Annotated in this window: 17 protein-coding genes; 16 read left to right on the top strand and 1 reads right to left on the bottom strand. The window is 65.6% G+C overall.

The genetic code is table 11. From position 1 onward, the window contains the following. Positions 1-12 precede the first annotated feature (12 nt). The 6 genes from QME71_10230 (at position 13) to QME71_10205 (ending at position 6,207) form a co-directional block, all read left to right on the top strand. Positions 13-801 (top strand): phosphatidate cytidylyltransferase, encoded by a 789-nt coding sequence (locus QME71_10230; protein MDI6858678.1) that lies wholly within the window; start codon positions 13-15, stop codon positions 799-801. After that, positions 786-1,940 carry a 1-deoxy-D-xylulose-5-phosphate reductoisomerase gene (locus QME71_10225; protein MDI6858677.1) on the top strand — a complete coding sequence of 385 codons (1,155 nt, stop codon included), beginning with the start codon at positions 786-788 and terminating at the stop codon, positions 1,938-1,940. The genes QME71_10230 and QME71_10225 overlap by 16 nt, the downstream gene beginning before the upstream one ends. Then, positions 1,937-3,004 (top strand): M50 family metallopeptidase, encoded by a 1,068-nt coding sequence (locus tag QME71_10220; GenBank protein MDI6858676.1) that lies wholly within the window; start codon positions 1,937-1,939, stop codon positions 3,002-3,004. The genes QME71_10225 and QME71_10220 overlap by 4 nt, the downstream gene beginning before the upstream one ends. Then, positions 3,001-4,074, top strand: a complete 1,074-nt coding sequence (ispG, locus tag QME71_10215; GenBank protein ID MDI6858675.1) for a flavodoxin-dependent (E)-4-hydroxy-3-methylbut-2-enyl-diphosphate synthase — start codon at positions 3,001-3,003, stop codon at positions 4,072-4,074. Before QME71_10220 ends, ispG begins: the two co-directional genes overlap by 4 nt. A gap of 3 nt (positions 4,075-4,077) precedes the next feature. Next, positions 4,078-4,362 carry a hypothetical protein gene (locus QME71_10210; GenBank protein ID MDI6858674.1) on the top strand — a complete coding sequence of 95 codons (285 nt, stop codon included), beginning with the start codon at positions 4,078-4,080 and terminating at the stop codon, positions 4,360-4,362. 141 nt (positions 4,363-4,503) lie between these two features. Then, a complete protein-coding gene (locus tag QME71_10205) occupies positions 4,504-6,207 on the top strand; it encodes a proline--tRNA ligase (GenBank protein MDI6858673.1) in 1,704 nt (567 codons plus the stop codon). Positions 6,208-6,274: 67 nt separating this feature from the next. Here the strand turns inward: QME71_10205 and QME71_10200 are convergent, their stop codons facing one another. After that, complete coding sequence (locus tag QME71_10200; GenBank protein ID MDI6858672.1) at positions 6,275-6,997, bottom strand: class I SAM-dependent methyltransferase; 723 nt, start codon at positions 6,995-6,997, stop codon at positions 6,275-6,277. A gap of 227 nt (positions 6,998-7,224) precedes the next feature. Between QME71_10200 and nusA the strand changes: the two genes are divergently transcribed. The 10 genes from nusA to QME71_10150 all read left to right on the top strand — a co-directional run. Then, positions 7,225-8,667 carry a transcription termination factor NusA gene (gene nusA / locus QME71_10195; protein ID MDI6858671.1) on the top strand — a complete coding sequence of 481 codons (1,443 nt, stop codon included), beginning with the start codon at positions 7,225-7,227 and terminating at the stop codon, positions 8,665-8,667. Further along, positions 8,655-8,972 carry a YlxR family protein gene (locus QME71_10190; GenBank protein ID MDI6858670.1) on the top strand — a complete coding sequence of 106 codons (318 nt, stop codon included), beginning with the start codon at positions 8,655-8,657 and terminating at the stop codon, positions 8,970-8,972. The genes nusA and QME71_10190 overlap by 13 nt, the downstream gene beginning before the upstream one ends. Positions 8,973-8,979: 7 nt before the next feature. Beyond that, a complete protein-coding gene (gene infB / locus QME71_10185) occupies positions 8,980-10,809 on the top strand; it encodes a translation initiation factor IF-2 (GenBank protein MDI6858669.1) in 1,830 nt (609 codons plus the stop codon). A gap of 52 nt (positions 10,810-10,861) precedes the next feature. Further along, positions 10,862-11,221 (top strand): 30S ribosome-binding factor RbfA, encoded by a 360-nt coding sequence (gene rbfA / locus QME71_10180; GenBank protein ID MDI6858668.1) that lies wholly within the window; start codon positions 10,862-10,864, stop codon positions 11,219-11,221. Next, a complete protein-coding gene (gene truB / locus QME71_10175; GenBank protein ID MDI6858667.1) occupies positions 11,218-12,132 on the top strand; it encodes a tRNA pseudouridine(55) synthase TruB in 915 nt (304 codons plus the stop codon). Before rbfA ends, truB begins: the two co-directional genes overlap by 4 nt. 1,097 nt (positions 12,133-13,229) lie before the next feature. Next, positions 13,230-13,370 carry a DUF5679 domain-containing protein gene (locus QME71_10170; GenBank protein ID MDI6858666.1) on the top strand — a complete coding sequence of 47 codons (141 nt, stop codon included), beginning with the start codon at positions 13,230-13,232 and terminating at the stop codon, positions 13,368-13,370. 246 nt (positions 13,371-13,616) lie between these two features. Continuing rightward, entirely contained in the window at positions 13,617-14,693 is a 1,077-nt protein-coding gene (locus tag QME71_10165; protein MDI6858665.1) for an inositol-3-phosphate synthase, read from the top strand. Further along, positions 14,690-15,598 carry a lysophospholipid acyltransferase family protein gene (locus tag QME71_10160; protein MDI6858664.1) on the top strand — a complete coding sequence of 303 codons (909 nt, stop codon included), beginning with the start codon at positions 14,690-14,692 and terminating at the stop codon, positions 15,596-15,598. Before QME71_10165 ends, QME71_10160 begins: the two co-directional genes overlap by 4 nt. 16 nt (positions 15,599-15,614) lie before the next feature. Next, entirely contained in the window at positions 15,615-16,502 is an 888-nt protein-coding gene (locus QME71_10155; protein MDI6858663.1) for a lysophospholipid acyltransferase family protein, read from the top strand. Between the two features lie 82 nt (positions 16,503-16,584). Further along, a partial coding sequence (locus tag QME71_10150) for an arginine--tRNA ligase (protein MDI6858662.1) occupies positions 16,585-17,835 on the top strand: 1,251 nt, incomplete at its 3' end.

Here is a 17,835-nt window from a genome sequence, read left to right as displayed (position 1 = left end):
GAGGCAGGACGCATGCTGAAGCTGCGGGTCGCTAGCGCAATCGTCGCCTTGCCGCTGATTGTCCTGCTCATCTGGGCCGGCGAATGGTGGTATGCCTCCGTCGTCGCCCTCATCCTCCTCGTCGCCACGCTCGAGTTCCACAACGCCCGCGGCACCTGGCTCCAACCGCTCGCCGTCCTGAGCGCCGGACTATCCGCTTTCCTGGCCGTCGCCGCGCACCTCGGCCTCGACTGGATGACGTGGGTAGTCACGGGCCTCGTCGTCATCCCGCTCCTCTGGATCACGTTCACGAGCGACACCCCGACGGCGCTCACGGACTGGTTCTGGACCGCCGGCGCCGTGCTCTACCTCGGCTGGCTGGGGAGCCACCTCGTGCTGCTGCGCGACCTCGACGACGGGCGCGACTGGGTGTACCTGACGGTCTTCTCCGTCTTCGCCACCGACACCGCCGCCTACTTCGGCGGGCGCGCCTTCGGCCGGAGGGCGCTCGCGCCGTCCGTCAGCCCGGGCAAGACGGTCGAGGGGGCGTTTTTCGGGTTTGCCGCCGGCCTGGCCGCCGTCCTCCTCTTCAACTACTTCCTGGGGCTGCGCAAGGAGGCCGCGCTCATCATTCCCCTTGCGCTGCTGCTGCCGCTCGCCGCCCAGCTCGGCGACCTCGTCGAGTCGAAGCTGAAGCGGAGTATGGAGATCAAGGAGGCGAGCCACCTCATACCCGGCCACGGCGGCCTGATGGACCGGCTCGATAGCGTCCTGCTGACGGTCGTGGTGGTATACTATTACTTGACGTGGGTACTTCCGTAAAAGGCCTCGCGGTACTCGGCTCCACGGGATCCATCGGACGTCAGGCCCTCGACGTGGTGCGAGGGCTGCGTCATCGTTTCCGTATCATCGCCCTCGCTGCGGGGCGGAACGTCACACTCCTCGAAGAGCAGGCGCGGGAGTTTTCGCCCCGTCTCATCTGCCACAGCGGAAACGAACCGGCGCCCGGGGGCGTTATAGCCTTTAGAGGCGCCCAATGGGCCTCGCTGGAGGAGATGGCGGTCCACCCCGAGGTGGACATCGTGGTGGCGGCCACATCCGGCAAGGCCGGCCTCTTCCCGACGCTGGCGGCGCTGCGCGCGGGCAAGAGCGTGGCGCTGGCCAATAAGGAGGCGCTTGTCATGGCGGGGAAGCTCGTCATGCAGGCGATGGCCGAGGGCAGCGGCGAGATACGTCCTGTCGATAGCGAGCACAGCGCGATCTGGCAGTGCTTGCGCGGCGAGAAGCACTCCGACGTCAGCCGGATCATTCTCACCGCTTCTGGGGGAGCTTTCAGGGACAAGAGCCTGGAAGAGCTGCGACGGGTCACGCCGGAAGAGGCGCTGCGGCACCCGACCTGGCGCATGGGGCGCAAGATAACCATCGATTCGGCGACGCTGCTGAACAAGGGGCTGGAGGCCATAGAGGCGCACTGGCTCTTCGGCGTGCCTTTCGAGAGGATTGAAGTAGTGATGCATCGCGAGAGCATCGTCCACTCGTTGGTGGAGTTCGCGGACGGCTCCCTTAAGGCGCAACTCGGGCTGCCCGACATGCGGCTGCCCATACAGTACGCCCTCTCTTACTCCGAGCGTCTCCCTATGCCCTCGCTGCCGCATCTCGACCTCAAGCAGGTGGGAGCGCTCCACTTCGAGCAGCTCGATCTCAAGCGGTTCCCCTGCCTTGCCCTGGCGCTCGAGGCGGGGCATCGAGGCGGCACCTGTCCAGCCGTGCTCACCGCCGCCGATGAGGTGGCAGTCGGGCACTTCCTGGCCGGACGCATCGGCTTCATGGAAATTGCGTCGGTAATCCAGGAGACTCTGGACAGGCACGAGCCCGTGGCGGAGCCGGACCTGAGCGAGGTGCTTGAGGCCGACGCCTGGGCGCGGAAGCAGGCCGACGACCTTGTGAGAGCGAAGACGTGAGCGACATTATCAATTCATTCGTGCCCTTCTTCTTCATCATCGTGCTGCTGATACTCGTGCACGAGATCGGGCACTTCACCGCCGCGAAGCTGTTCGGCGTGCGCGTGCTCGAGTTCGGCGTAGGCTTCCCGCCGCGTCTCGCCGCCGTGAAGCGCGGCGACACGGAGTACTCGGTCAACGCCCTGCCCCTCGGCGGCTTCGTGCGCCTGCTCGGCGAGGAAGACCCCTCCGATCCCGCCAGCCTCGCCGCCAAGTCGCGGCCGGTGCGCATCATCGTCCTTTCGGCGGGGGCGTTGATGAACTTCGTGCTCGCCATCGTCCTGTTCAGTGTCGCTTACATGATCCCCAGGGAGGTCTCGGTCGGGCGGCCCATCATAAACGAGGTCGTGGCCGGGTCGCCGGCAGAGGAAGCGGGGTTGCAGACCGGCGACATCATCTACGAGATAAACGGGCGAGAGATCAAGAACACGCAGGAGGCCAGCTACAACATCCGGCTTAACCTGGGCGAGACGATGACGATGACGGTGAAGCGGGGCCGCGAGTTCGTTGACCTGCGGGTCAGGGCGCGATGGGCGCCGCCCGAGGGCCAGGGGCCGACGGGCATTCAGATAGCGCCCCAGTACCCGTTCACGGAGATGCAATCGTACCCGCCATGGAAGGCCGTGCCACTGGGCTGGCGCGCGTCCTTCGACGCCCTGAAGCTCGCCCGCAACGAGGTGATCGCCTGGATCAAGGGCGCGAGCAGCCCGCAGGTGGCGGGCCCGGTGGGCATCGCCCAGGCAACGGGTGAGGTGGTGAAGGAAGCGGGATGGAAGTCGCTTACCGACCTGGCGGCGCTCCTCAGCATCAACCTGGCGGTGATAAACATACTCCCTCTGCCCATGCTCGACGGCGGACGCATCGTCTTCGTGCTGCTCGAAATACTGCGTCGCGGCCGGCGCATCGCGCCCCAGCGGGAGGCGCTGGTGCACCTGATCGGGCTGGTCTTCTTCATGACGCTCTTTGTGGTCATCAGTTACTTTGATATCGTGCGCATCATAAGGGGCGAGAGTTTCTTCCGTTGACGGCGCGCAGGCCCAGCAAAGCAGTACACATCGGCGACGTGACGGTGGGCGGTGGGGCGCCCATTGTCGTCCAATCGATGACGAACACGAGGACGGAGGACTCCGCTTCGACCCTGCGCCAGATATACGATCTCGCCGAGTTGGGCTGCGAGATCGTCCGCGTGGCGGTGCCTGACCGTCGCGCGGCGGACGCCCTGCCCGAGATCGTGCGTCATACCCCGGTGCCGCTCGTCGCCGATATCCACTTCGACTCCCGCCTGGCGCTGGCAGCGCTGCGCGCCGGTGTGCACGCACTGCGCTTGAACCCGGGGAACATACGCGACCCCGAGAAGGTGCGCCAGATAGCGCGAGAAGCGAAGGCGCGCGGCGCGCCCATCCGCGTGGGGGTGAACGCCGGCAGCCTGCCGCCTTTGCCTCCGCTCCAAGACGGCGAACTGCCGCCCTCCACCGCCGAGCGGATGGTCGCGGCGGCGTTGTGGGAAATACGCCTCCTCGAAGAGATGGACTTCGACCTGATTAAGGTCTCGCTCAAGGCGTTCGACGTCCCCACGATGGTGGAGGCCAACCGTCTGCTCGCCCCGAAGGTCCCCTACCCGTTCCACCTCGGCGTGACGGAGGCGGGCACGCCGGCGGCGGGCGCCGTCCGCAGCGCCGTCGGCATCGGCATACTGCTGGCCGAGGGCATCGGCGACACGATCCGTGTCTCCCTCGCCGCCGATCCGACGCAGGAGATACCCGTCTGTTGGGAGATACTCAGCGCGCTGGGGCTGCGGCGCCGTGGCGCGACGGTCATCGCCTGCCCCACCTGCGGCCGCGCTGAGATCGACCTCATACCGCTGGCGGAGCGGGTTGAGGAACACTTCCGCAAGCTCGGCAAGCCGATAACGGTTGCCGTTATGGGCTGCGTCGTCAACGGCCCCGGCGAAGCGCGACAGGCGGATGTGGGGCTCGCCGGGGGCAAAGAACGAGGCGTGATATTCAGGCGGGGAGAGATAGTGCGGACCGTGGAGGAAAGGGACTTTCTCGCGGCCCTCATCGAGGAGGGAGAGAAGTTCCTCACCGGAGGGTGAGTCGTGAACTTCGACGCCTTCGCCATCGCCATACTCCTTCTCCTCTGGGCGGGCATCGGCGTGCTCCCATGGCTTGTGCTTGCCGTCGTTCACCACGGGCAGGACGTCCTGCTGACGCTGCCGCTGTCCATCGTTGGAGGCATAGTGGGCGGCCTGCTGGTCCCCGCGCTCGGGTTCACGGACGACAGGAGCCTGCTCATCAGCATGCCAATCGCGTTCATGGGCGGGCTTCTCTTTACAATCGCCACGGTCTACTGGGGCCACCTCCGGCTGAGGGACCTCCACTGAAAACGTTCCCCCGCGACCTTCGCCGGTTCAGTATGGGGCGGCATCTTGCCCGCACGCCGGGCCGGCGCGATGCGGCCCGCCATTGACCCACCCTCGCTCGTGCTCTATTCTCGAAAAAAGCCCCCGAATTGAGGATGCCCTATGCGCATGAGCCACCTCTTCAGCAAGACGCTTCGTCACGTCCCCGCTGAGGCCGAGACGCCGAACCACCAGCTCCTTCTTCGGGCAGGGCTGATCCAGCAACTCACGGCCGGCGTTTACAGCTACCTCCCCCTCGGCTGGCGCGCTTTGCTGAAGATACGTCAGATCATCCGCGAGGAGATGGACGCCGCCGGCGGCCAGGAGGTGATGTTGCCCGCCCTCCAGCCGCTCGACATGTGGGAGGAGTCGGGCCGACGGGAAGCGTTCGGCCAGATACTGTTCACGCTGCGGGACCGCCGCGAGCGCGAGCTCGCCCTCGGGCCGACCCACGAGGAGGTGGTGGTCGACCTGTTCAAGCGATTGGTGCAGAGCTACCGCGACCTGCCGGTGCTCGTCTACCAGATGCAGACGAAATTCCGCGACGAGCCGCGCCCCCGTGGCGGTCTCATGCGGACGCGCGAGTTCACGATGAAAGACCTCTACAGCTTCGACGCCGACGACGCCGGCCTCGACGTCAGCTACGAGAAGATGCTGCGCGCCTACAAGCGCATATTCGACCGCTGCGGCGTGCCCACGGTCGTCGTCGAGGCCGACCCCGGCCCCATCGGCGGGCGCGATAATCAGGAGTTCATGCACCTGACGCCCGTGGGCGAGGACTCCGTCCTCATCTGCCCTGAGTGCGGCTACGCGGCGAACACGGAGCGGGCCGACTTCCAGAAGCAACGCGTGGAGCCGGAAGAGCCGCTGCCCGTGGAGGAGATCGCCACGCCCGGCCAGAAAACGATAGACGACCTTGTGCAATTCCTCGGCATCCCGCGCGAGAAGACGCTCAAGGCGGTCTTCTACGCCTCCGACGGGCAGCCTGTCTTCGTCGCCATACGCGGCGACCTCGAAGTGAACGAGACGAAGCTGCGCAACGCTCTCGGCGGCGGCGAGCTGCGCCTGATGGACGACCGCGAGGTCCAGGAGGCGGGCCTGGTCGCGGGGTCGGCGTCGCCCGCGGAGTTGCGCGGCGTGAAAGTGGTCGCTGACGATTCCGTCCTCGACTCGCCGAACCTCGTGGGCGGCGCCAACAAGCCCGACACCCACCTCCGCAACCTTAACTACGACCGCGATTGGCGGGCCGACGTCGTCCGCGACATCGCCCTCGCCCGGGCGGGCGACGCCTGCGCCCGCTGCGGCACGCCGCTCGAGTTGCACCGCGCCATCGAGATGGGGCACATCTTCAAGCTGGGCACAGTCTACAGCGACAAGCTCGGCGCGACGTTCCTCGACAGCGAGGGGAAGGCGCGGCCTGTCGTCATGGGCTGCTACGGCATCGGAGTCGAGCGGCTGCTTGCCACAGTGATCGAAGCGAACCACGACGATAAGGGCATCATCTGGCCGGCGAGCGTGGCGCCCTACCACGTACACCTGGTGGCGCTGAACGTGGAGACGCCACCGGTCCGCGAGGCCGCCGAGAAGCTGTACGCCGACCTCCAGGCGGCGGGGGTCGAGGTGCTGTACGATGACCGCGAGGAGTCGCCGGGGGTCAAGTTCAACGACGCCGACCTGCTGGGGATGCCGCTGCGGGTGACGGTCAGTCCGCGCACGCTCGCGAAAGACAGCGTGGAGTTGAGGAGTCGCCGGGAGACGGAATCGTCGCTCGTTCCACTCTCTTCTGCCGTTGCCGCCATTGCCGACCGCAATCGTAGCGAGACTTAGGCTGCGCATTGGAGGCATTACTATCCCCGCGCCGTGAACGACACGGCCACCCGCCAACCAGCCAACGTTAGTCTTTGCGGGCGACGGCGACGAGGTTGACGCGCAGCGCCGCCAGGAAGCCGAACCGGTTGACCAACCGCTCGTACCCCACCCCTACCGCGTACGCCAGCGGATGAAACGCCAGGTACTCCGGCTCCGTCTCGAAGCGCTCCAGACGCTCAACCGTCAGCCCCGCCCCCTCCAGCAGACGCCGCAGCTTTCCCGGCGTGTTCGCGCGGTAGAGCGTCGGAAAGACGTCCTGCGCATCGACGCCCCGCGAGCGGTTTATCTTCACGTGCAGGCGCTGCGGCAACATCGACGCGACGAGCGGCACGTAGTGGAAGCGGTTCGGCGTGAGCAGCAGCAGGCGGCCGCCCCCTCGCAGCACCCGCGCCATCTCGCGAAACGCCCGCTCCGGCTCGCGGAGATGCTCGATCATGTGGCTCGACAGCACGAGATCGAACGCGGCGTCGCGGAAGGGGAGCGACGTCACGTCGCCGCGCACGCCGTCGCCGATGTTGGGGTTGCCGCGCAGCTCCGATGTCACGTCCACGCCGACGACGCGCGCGCCCGCGGCCGTCTCGTAGCGGAAGACGCGCCCGCTGCCGCACCCGGCGTCCAGCACGAGCGCGGCGCCCTCGCTGAGCTCGCGTATCGCGTCCTCGAAGCGCCTGTACATCCCGCGGAAATCCGCCGGATAGAAGCGGGCCCGCAGCTGTTCCTTACGCCAGCCAAAGCCGAGAAACTTCATACACGCCTCATACAAAAAACGCCTTTCGGCCTTCTCTCGTCACCCCTCAAGGCGCTCCCGCCCAGGCGCATTTTAGCCCCTCGACCCTTGCAAACGCACCTCTGAAGTGATATATTAGCCTCAGACTTGGAAACTCTTCGGGAGTGGGTGGAACCCACTTTTTTATTGACCGGACGGGTGAGCCGGAGGTCAAGGGGTTCTTGTCTGGTATGAAAAGCGACTTCTTAATGGCAATAACGCAACTGGCGGCGGAGAAGAACCTGCCCCGTGAGATGGTGCTCGAGGCGGTGGAATCGGCGCTGGCCTCCGCTTACAAGAAGGACCAGACGGCCGTCAGCAACGTCGTCGTCCGCATTGACCGCGAGACGGGCGCCGTGCGCGTCTTCAACCAGAAGACGGTGGCGGCGGAGGTGACCGACCCCCGCATCGAGCTGACCGTCGAGGAGGCGCGCAAGTTCAAGCCCGACGCCGTCGTCGGCGACGTCATCGAGTTCGAGACGAAGCCCACGGACGGCGGCCGCATCGCCGCCCAGACGGCGAAGCAGGTCGTCCTCCAGCGTCTGCGGGAGGCGGAGCGCGAGCTCGTGTTCGAGGAGTACTCGGGCAAGGAGAGCGACATCGTCTCCGGCATCGTGCAGCGCTTCGAGGGCAAGAACGTGATCATCGATCTTGGGAAGGCGGAGGCGGTGCTCCCGCCGCAGGAGCAGGTGAAGACGGAGCACTACCGGCCGGGACAGCGTCTGAAGCTGTACCTGCTGGAAGTCTTCAAGTCGAACAAGGGGCCGCAGGTCACCGTCTCCAGGACGCACAAGAACCTCCTGCGCCGCCTGTTCGAGCTAGAGGTGCCGGAGATCTTCAAGGGCACCGTAGAACTGCGCTCTATCGCGCGCGAGGCCGGCTACCGCAGCAAGGTGGCCGTGTGGTCGTCGCAGGAGGGGATCGACCCCGTGGGAGCGTGCGTGGGCCTGCGGGGGATCCGCATACAGAACATCGTGAACGAGCTGGGCGGCGAGCGGATCGACGTCGTGCAGTGGGACCCCGATCCCGCCCGCTTTGTCGCCAACGCCCTCAGCCCGGCCCAGGTGGTCAGGGTCAGCGTGAACGAGGCCGAGAACACAGCTTCGGTGATCGTGCCTGACCGGCAGCTCTCACTCGCCATCGGCAAGGAAGGGCAGAACGCCCGCCTGGCGGCCAAGCTGACAGGCTGGCGGATCGACATCCGCAGCGAGTCGATTGCGCAGCAAGAGGTCGCGCCGGAGGCTGAGGCGGAAGCGGCGCCCGCTCCCAAGAAAGCCGCGAAGACGGCCCCTGCAGCCGCCGTCGCCGAAGCCGAGGCGCAGCGAGCAGAAGCCCCTGCAGAAGAAGAACGGCCCCTCACGCCGGAGGAAGAAGCGGTGCTCGCCGCCGCTCGGGCGGAAGAGGAGGCGGAGCCGGCCGCCGCCGAGGCAGAGGCCGAAGCGCCAATCGCTGAGGTGCCTGCCCCCGCCGAAGCGAAGCCGCACATCCGCTTTGCGGAAGAGCTGCTTCGTCCCGCTCCCGCCGGCAAGAAACGTGTCAAGGGCCGCAAAGGGGCGGAGACCGAAAAGGAAGCGGAAGCCGCCCGCGTGAAGCGGCAGAAGAAGAGCCGCCGGCCCCTTTACGACGAAGAACTCGACGAATGGGAAGAGTAGCACAGACGGTGGAGAAGAAGGCTGCGCCCCTGCGCACCTGCGTGAGCTGCCGCGAAATATCCGTCAAGCGCGGCCTCATACGGCTCGTCCGCACACCGGCGGGGAACGTCGAGGTCGACGAGACGGGGAAGAAGGCAGGACGGGGCGCGTACCTCTGCCGGCGCTACGAGTGCTGGCAAGAAGCGCTTAAGAAAGAAAGACTGGGAAAGGCTCTTCGCGTTCGGCTCCAGGAAGCGGACAGAGAGGCCCTCAAGGCGTACGCCGACGAGTTCCTGAAGCCGGAACCGGGCGAGAAGGCATCCTGAGCACGACATGAACAAGGAGACCCGCGGCTCCCGCGCCACAACGAAATCGACCGCCCCCTCAGGGAACGGCCAGAAGACGGTCGAGATCCCACGCACTCTGACCGTGAAGGAGCTCAGTGACCTTGTCGGCATGTCGCCGATCGAGGTCATCAAAGAGCTCATCAAGAATGGGATCATGGCCAGCATCAACCAGGTGATCGACTACGATACGGCGGCGATCATCGTGCACGACCTCGGCTTCGAGCCGGAGCCGGCAGCCGCGGCGGAACCGCCGGAGGTCCGCGGAGCGCTGGAGGAGGCGGAGAAGGTTGTCGGCGAAGAGGAGGAAGGCAACCTGCAACCGCGGCCGGCCGTCGTCACCATCATGGGCCACGTCGACCACGGCAAGACAAGCCTCCTCGACGTCATCCGCGAGAGCAACATCACCGCCGAAGAGGCCGGCGGCATGACCCAGCACATCGGCGCCTACCAGGTTACGGTCGATGGCCAGCGGATCACTTTCCTCGACACCCCCGGCCACGAAGCGTTCACAGCCATGCGGGCGCGCGGCGGCAAGGTCGCCGATATCGCCGTCCTCGTTGTCGCGGCGGACGACGGCGTTATGCCGCAGACGATAGAGGCGATCTCACACGCGAAGGCGGCGGGCGTCCCCATCGTTGTGGCGCTGAACAAGATCGACCTGCCGGGCGCAAACCCCGACCGCGTCAAGCAGCAGCTCGCGGAGCATGGCCTGATGCTGGAGGAATGGGGCGGCGACGTCATCTGCGTGCCCGTATCGGCGAAGACACGGGAAGGCATTCCCGATCTTCTGGCGAACATCCTCGTGGTCGCCGAGGTGGCCGATTTGAAGGCTAACCCCGATCGGCCGGCGCGGGGCGTCGTCGTCGAGGCAGGTCTCGACACGACCAGGGGCGCGATGGCTACCGTCCTCGTGCAGACGGGAACGCTGAAGCAGGGCGACTCGATAATCATCGGCGAGACTTACGGCAAGATAAAAGCAATGTTCAACGAGCACGGCCGCCACATCAAATCGGCGGGGCCGGGCTCCCCGGCAAAGGTGCTGGGGCTGAGCGCCGTACCGCAGGCCGGAGAGGTGGTCACCGTAGTGCCGGACGAGAAGACGGCGCGGGCGGTGGTGCAGGAACGCCAGCGTCAGCGCGAGGCCGCCGCCCTGCGAGAGCAACGGGCGGTCAGCCTGGAGACGCTCTTCGGTGAGATAAGCGCCGGCAAGGTCAAGGAGCTCAACGTCGTCTTGAAGACCGACGTCCAGGGGAGCATCGAGCCGATACGCGACTCGCTGGAGCGCCTGAGCACGGAGCAGGTGCGGGTGAACGTCATCCACGCCGCATCGGGCAGCATCACAGAGTCCGATATTAACCTGGCGCTTGCTTCGAACGCCATTGTCGTCGGCTTCAACACGCGGCCGGAGCCGGGCGCGCGGCGCCTGGCGGAGAACGAAGGCATTGTCGTGCATCTCTACAGCGTCATCTACGAGCTGGTGGAGGACATCGAAAAGGCGCTGAAAGGGCTGCACGAGCCCGTGTACAGGGACGTCGTCGAGGGTCACGCGGAGGTGCGCCGGGTATTCAAGATTAGCCGCGTCGGCAACATCGCCGGATGCTACGTGCGCGACGGTACGGTTACGCGCGGCGCTCTCGCCAACGTGGAGCGTGAGGGAGAAGTGATCGCGCGCAGCACGGTCGCAAGCTTGAAGCGGTTCAAAGATGACGTGCGCGAAGTGCAGGCAGGCTACGAGTGCGGCATCGGCCTCAGCGACTTCCACGACTTCCAGGAAGGAGACGTTCTCTCCTTCTACCGGCGCGAGCGCGTCTCCTGACCGGGCGCCGTCGTTCCTCCCACAGGAAGCCTCCACCTGAAAGAGCCTCATCATGAGCAGGCGCATCGAACGTCTCAACGACCAGTTCCGCGAGGAGATAAGCTACCTCCTGCGCCGCCAGGTAAAGGATCCCCGTCTGGGCGGACTGATCACCGTAACCCACGTTGAAACGTCCGCCGACCTCGCCCACGCAAAGGTGTTCGTCAGCGTGCTGGGGAGCGAGGAAGAGCGGGAAGAGACGCTGAAGGGCTTGGAGGCCGCCGCCGCCTTCATGCGCCACGAGCTCAGCCGCCGCCTGTCCCTGCGCCGCACGCCCCGGCTCAGCTTCCGCCGCGACGACTCCCTCGAACAGGGCGCCCACGTGCTCGACCTGCTGCGGGAGGTTGAGGAGCAGGAGAAGGGCCCGGGTTGAGCGCCGACGGCATACTCAACGTCTACAAGCCGCCCGGGTGGACGTCTTTCGACGTCGTGCGCGTGGTGCGGCGTCGCACGAGGGCGCGGCGCGTCGGCCACGCAGGAACGCTCGATCCGACGGCCGAGGGCGTCCTTCCCGTATGCATCGGCCGCGCCACACGTATCGTCGAGTACCTGCTCGACGCTGGCAAGCGGTACCGCGCGCGCATCCGCCTCGGCATCGTCACTGATACGTACGACGGCGAGGGCGAGGTCGTGCGCACAGGCGACCCCTCGGGCGTGACGCGACAGATGGTGGAAGACGTCCTTCCTTCGTTCGCCGGCGAGATCAGCCAGATACCGCCCGCGTTCAGCGCCGTGAAGCACGAAGGGACGCCGCTCTACCGGCTGGGGCGGTCGGGGAAGCCGGCGCAGGCGCAGCCGCGGCAGGTGCGCGTCTACTCGATATCGCTCCTGGCGTTCGAGCCGCCTATCGTGACCATCGAGGTGGAATCGGGGCGCGGCGTTTACCTGCGCACACTCGCGTTCGACCTGGGGGAGCGTCTGGGCTGCGGGGCGCACCTGGAACACCTCGTCCGCCTGGCGGTAGGGCCGTTCGAAGCGCGCTGCTCCATCACGATGGGTGAGCTACAGCAGGCCTTCGAGGACGCAACGTGGGAGGAGCTCCTTTATGCGCTCGACTGCGCGCTACTGGACAGATACGCCGCAATCCTCGGCGAGGAGACGCGCGAATGGGCGGCCCACGGACGCGCCGTCGAGCTGACGCCGCTTGACGCCACGAGGGCCGCGTCGGTTGCCGAAGGCACGCTGTGCCGCGCTTATTCGCAGGACGGACTGCTCGTCGCGCTCCTGCGCTACGAGGGCGCTGGCTTCGTTTGGCGGCCGGAAAAGGTGTTCCGCCCGCCTTGACGCCCGCCCCAGTGACCGCCAACCCTGAACTAGCGCTCGTGACTCCGTCTACCCGACCGCCCGGAGACTGCCCACGCGACCATCAGCACGGCCGACAGGCCCAGTACGCCGACGGCCGCTGACGGCGCCCAGCCCAAGCCACGCTCTGATTGAGGCGCGCCGCTGGCGGGCAGCGCCCCGTCACCGCCGCTCACCGGGGGAACGGGGGCACTCACGACCGTTGCTGAGGCCTCAGGAGTCTCGCCACTCAAAAGCAGAGCCTCTGCACATCGTCCGGCTAGCCGGGGGTAGAGTGCCACAGCAGCCAGGACCGTCAGGACGGCGGTGATGGCTATCCGTCTCATCTTGATCTCCTTCCTCCTCGCCTGATCAGCGAAGGAGTCTCTCTGTCACGGCCCGAAGGCTACGTCGGCATATACGTAATCAGCGCTCGGGCCCAGGGGGCTCGCCTACGTCCTGACGACGCCGCCTCCTGTACGTGGGAAATTGCACTGTTTGGGGGCGCCGCCCACAGGAATATTCACCTTCTGGGAACATGCGCTGCTGATCTCACTGCCGTCGGTCCAAGCGATCTTCGTATCGTAGAGCGTGTGCGATCCGCTGGTATATCCGTTGTACATTCGTACGTACACATTGCCAGCCCGGTTCGGAGTAGGCGTCGATCCTCCACGTAAAGATCAGCGGGTAGTCATCGCGAACGACGGGTCGCAGCTTGACCAGACGGCCCTCGAAAGCGACCGGAGGAAGAAGGCCGTTATTCACGCTTCATCGCCTGCGTCGTTTGGGTCGTGTGCCCGCGCCGGCGCGTTATGAAACTTCCTACCATATCCTTGCCTGTTAATACTTGGACGATACTGCCCCCCCCGCACTGTCAACCCTTTTATGTAAACATGCAGCAGATTCTTTCAAGCACGCCCTCTAGCCACGGCAGATGCCCGAAAAAGTATTGGTGGAGGCAAATGGGGTCAATTGGGGCCAAATCTCTTGACACGGACTCAGGAACGGCTATCATGCAAGCAACATTGGGTGTGACGGCGAAGGCGCCGAGAAAGGGCGGGGGTAAGACCCCGCAGTTCTTAAGAAGGGAGTAACATCGGATGCAGGCATACTGTCTAAAGTGCCGACAGACGAGGGAGATGAAGAACGCCCAGAAGGTGACGATGAAGAACGGCAAGCCGGCGACGAAGGGCGAGTGCCCCGTCTGCGGCACGAAGATGTATCGCATCGGCAAGGGCTAGGCCGGCCAGCACGACTTCCTTTCTCTAAGCCAGTAGTCCCTCTGTAGCGCCCCGGGATGGCGACCGTCTGGGTCGCTGTCCCCTTTTTTCGGGCGGAGCCAACCTCTCGACGCGCCCGACGGCAGACTGGCCGAACGGCGGCCATTGCGCTACATTAGAATTAGAGCTTGCCGCTCAGACAGGCCAACTGCTAGAATGCAGCGGGTTTTGCCCGCTCCACTGGAACGCTTATCAGGAGAGATAAGGTTGGGCAAGATTAACGTTGCCATCATCGGCGTAGGGAATTGCGCCTCCTCCCTCGTTCAGGGCGTCACCTATTACCGCGGAGCGAAGGCCGGCGCGGTGATCCCCGGGATCATGCACGCCGAGCTCGGCGGCTACGCCATAAGCGACATCGAGTTCGTGGCCGCCTTCGACATCGACGCCAACAAGGTGGGCAAAGACCTCGCTGAAGCTATCTACACCCCCCCCAACAACACCTACCGCTTCGCCGACGTCCCCAAGCTGGGGGTGCGCGTCCACCGCGGCATGACGCACGACGGCCTCGGCAAGTACCTGTCGCAGATCATCCGCAAGGCCCCGGGCCCGACCGACGACATTGTCGACATACTCCGCCGGACGGAGACGCACGTCGTCATCAACTATCTGCCCGTCGGCTCAGAGGAAGCGACGAAGTGGTACGTAGAGCAGGTGCTCACGGCCGGCTGCGGCTTTGTCAACTGCATTCCCGTCTTCATCGCGCGAGAGCCGTACTGGCAGGGCCGGTTCACCGACCGCGGGCTGCCCGTCATCGGCGACGACATCAAGTCGCAGGTGGGCGCGACGATCGTCCACCGCGTCCTGACGCGCCTCTTCCGCGACCGCGGCGTCCGCATCGACCGCATGTACCAGATCAACTTCGGCGGCAACACCGACTTTCTCAACATGCTAGAGAGGGAGCGGCTGGAGTCGAAGAAGATATCAAAGACGGGCGCTGTCACCTCACAGCTCGACTACGAGCTGCCGGAAGAGAACATCCACGTGGGGCCCAGCGACTACATCCCCTGGCTTCAGGACCGCAAGTGGTGCCACATTCGCATGGAAGGGACGACCTTCGGCGACGTGCCCCTGAACCTGGAGCTCAAGCTCGAGGTGTGGGATAGTCCCAATTCCGCCGGTGTGGTGATCGACGCCATACGGTGCTGCAAGCTGGCGCTCGACAGGGGCATGTCCGGGGCCCTCATTGCCCCTTCCGCGTACTTCATGAAGTCGCCGCCGCAGCAGTTCACCGACGACCGCGCCCGTGAAATGGTAGAGGAGTTTATCGCGCAGAGCGAAGCATGATTGTCTACTGGATCTTCCGACTCATAATCGTCCTGGCACGTCCCTTCCCTCCCAAAGTTGGTTACTTTTTCGCCCGGATCATTGCCGACATTTGCTACCTGTTCTTTCGGGAGCAGCGGCGCGCCCTCAAGGACGCCATGGCGCGGGTGCTGAACACGGACAACGAGAAGGAGATAAGCCTCGCCGCCCGCCGCTCGTTCCGGAATTTTGGCAAGTACGTGATCGACTTCATCCACTTCTTCGACTCGACTCCGGAAGAGGTGCGGCGCCGCATCGTCTTCGATCATATCGAGCGCATCGACGAGGCGATGGCTGCGGGCCGGGGCGTTATCTTCATAACCCTACACTTCGGCAACTGGGACATGGGCGCGGCCGGACTCGCCGCCTACGGCTACCCGGTGAACGTGGTAGCGGAGACGTTCCGTTATCCGCAGATGAACGCTCTCGTGCAGGGGTCGCGCCGGCACCTGGGGATGAAAGTGACGCCGATGGAGAAGGTGGGGCCCGGCATCATCCGCGCCCTGCGGCGGGGAGAGATCCTCGCCCTGCTCATCGACGCGCCGGAGCCCGGCGGCACAGCGAAAGTCGACTTCTTCGGCTCGCCGATGGAGGTGCCGGTAGGGCCCGCCCGCATCGCCCTGCGGACGGGCGCCCGCGTCATGCCGGCGGTCCTCCTGCGAGTGCGAGGCGAGGAGGACAAGATCCGGCCGGTTGTCGACTTCGACTTCGCGTTTGAGAAGACGGGCGACGAGGAGGAGGACGTCCGCCGCCTTACGCAGCAGATCATGTGGTCGCTCGAGCGGCTCATCCGCCACGATCCCGACCAGTGGTTCATCTTCCACCCCCTCTGGAACCGGTCGGCCAGGGTACCGCAGAGAGAGCGGGCCCTGGCGCCCGAACCCTGAGGTCGCCGCGGCCTCTATGTTCAAGTACCTCGCCTTCGTTCTCATTTACCGGCTATTGGGCTGGCTCCCCACCGCGGCCGCTTACTTCATCGCTGCCCGCGCGGCGACCCTCGTCTACTACCTTCGCCCCCGGCTGCGACGGAACGTCCAGGCGAACATCAGGGTGATAATGGGGCCCGACACCGACCCCGCGCAGGTGCGCGCGAAAGCGAAGGAGGCCTTCCGCAACCTCGCCTTCTACTACGCCGACCTCCTCCAGATGCCGCGGCTGAACGTGGCGAAGTTCTACGAGAACAACCTGACGACGCATAACCTGCACTACGTACTCGAAGCCGTCAGTTCCGGACGGGGCGTCGTCGTGGCGAGCGCGCACCTGGGCAACCCGGAGCTCGTGTTGCAGGCCGCGGGCGCCATCGGCATAAGGGCGCTGGGAATCACCGAACCCCTCAAGCCGAAACGGCTCTCCGATTTCATCCACCGTCTGCGCGAGAGCAAGGGGCAGACCTTTCGCCCCGTCAGCCTTTCGACGATGAAAGAGGCGCTCCGCTGGCTCTCGGAAGGGAGGGCGGTCTCAATTCTTTGCGACCGCGACATCCAGCGCACGGGCGTGCCGATGCCGTTCCTCGGCCACGAGGTGCGTCTGCCCGTGGGCGCGGCCCACCTCGCGCTGCGGACGGACGCCGTGCTCATTCCCATGTTCTGCCGGCGGACGCACGGGAAGCACTTCGAGGTGTACACGGAGCCGCCCATCGAGATGACGCGCACGGGCAACGAGGCCGCGGACGCGCTGGCCAACACGCAAAAGGTCGTTGCCTACATCGAGAAGTACCTGCGGATGGACCCTGGACAGTGGATGGTGCTGGACCGGTTCTGGGAGCAGCCGGGGAGGGAAAAGTCCCCCTGATTCACCGCTGCCGCTTCTTTGCTTATAATACGGGGTTGGGGCGAGGCTAGACCTCGTCCGAGGCTTTGATGAGGGCAACAACATGATCAAGCAAGAGATCGCTGGGCTGGTGGCGGAAGCCGCTCAAGAGGCGCGCGAGCAGGGCGACCTGCCCTCGGTGGCCCTGCCCGAAGTGGAGATCGAGCGGCCGCAACGACCGGAGCACGGCGACTACGCTTCCAGTCTCGCCCTCCGCCTGGCGCGGGCGGGCCGCGTCGACTCGATGTCGGTGGCGGAGAGCATTGCCCGCCACATCAAGCCGCACGCCGCAATAGGCGAGGTGAGCGTCGCGGCTCCCGGTTTCATCAATTTCCGCCTCAACGAGGAGTGGTTGGCGCAGCAGACGGAGGCGGTGCTGCGCGAAGGGGAAGCGTACGGCAACGTGCCGCTGGGCGAAGGCCGCAGGGTCCAGGTCGAGTACGTGAGCGCTAACCCGACCGGCCCGCTGCACGTGGGGAACGGCCGCTGGGCCTCCATAGGCAGCACCCTGGCGAACGCGCTGAAGGCCGCGGGATACCGGGTCGAGGAGGAATACCTGGTCAACGACATGCTGACGCAGGTGAAGATCTTCGCCCGCACGCTGCACGCGCGCTATCTGCAACTGTTCGGGAAAGACGCCGAGATACCCGCCGACGGCTACCCGGGCGAGTACGTGATCGACCTCGCGCACGAAATCCGTGACGAGTACGGCGATCGCTTCGTGGGGCCGTACGAGTTCGCGCCCGACCCACCGCCCGAGTTCAGCGACATCGGGCTGAGGCGCATGCTGGAAAAGATCCGCGACGACCTGGCGGCGATGGGTGTTACGTTCGACGTCTGGTTCCGCGAGTCCACCCTCTACGGGCCCGACAGCCGCTACGACCAGATGATGCGGCTCCTGCGCGAGCGCGGCCACGTGACCGAAAAGGAAGGCGCGGTCTGGTTCGCGAGCAGCGAACTGGGCGAGGACAAGGACAACGTGCTCGTGCGCTCGACGGGCGTGCCCACGTACTTCGCCTCCGACATCGCCTACCACTACGACAAGTTCCTCATCCGCGGTTTCGACCGCGTCATCAACATCTGGGGCGCCGACCACCAGGGGCACGTGTCGCGGCTGAAGGCGGCTGTCTCCGCACTCGGCGTCGACCCGTCACGCCTGGAGGTGATCATCGGCCAGCTCGTCACGCTCAAGCGCGGCGGCGAGGTCGTGCGCATCTCCAAGCGCTCCGGCGACATCGTGACGCTACGGGAGGTCATCGACGAGGTGGGGAGGGACGCCTGCCGCTTTCTCTTCCTCATGCGCTCGGCGGACGCC

Source organism: Dehalococcoidia bacterium (genome assembly GCA_030018455.1).
Classification (GTDB): Bacteria; Chloroflexota; Dehalococcoidia; order DSTF01; family JALHUB01; genus JASEFU01.
This window is presented reverse-complemented; position numbering and strand designations above follow the sequence as displayed.